A 388-nucleotide genomic window follows, 5' to 3' on the forward strand; every position below is an offset into this window, starting at 1 on the left:
CAGTTTCCTGTACGAGACATGCTTGTGATAATGCCTTTTTCTTTGGCATATGTTTGAAATTGTTTTGATGTATACACTTTTCCTTGATCCGAATGTAAAATCGTATCAATCACATTTCGCTTTCTTAAAGCCTCTTTTAGAGTATCTAATACAAGAGAAACATCCTGTGTCTTACCTATTTTATAACTTATAATTTCATTGTTAAACCCATCTATAATAGATGAAAAATAAAGAGTTTTATTGCCAAACATCAAATACGTGATATCCGTGAACCATTTTTCATTAGGCTTTGTAGCTTTAAATCTTCGTTTTATTCTATTTTTAGCTACCACTGGTTCATGACCGAGTACAAATATCTTTTTCTTTTTTCTAACCCGAGATAATACGT

The 388-nt window shown here is 31.2% G+C and carries 1 protein-coding gene; it reads right to left on the reverse strand.

The window, feature by feature from the left end; genetic code table 11:
- The coding region (locus tag JDS95_RS32305; protein ID WP_199647808.1) for a DDE-type integrase/transposase/recombinase at positions 1-388 on the reverse strand (388 nt) is incomplete at both ends.

Source organism: Bacillus cereus group sp. N24, from assembly GCF_016483345.1.
Classification (GTDB): Bacteria; Bacillota; Bacilli; order Bacillales; family Bacillaceae_G; genus Bacillus_A; species Bacillus_A toyonensis.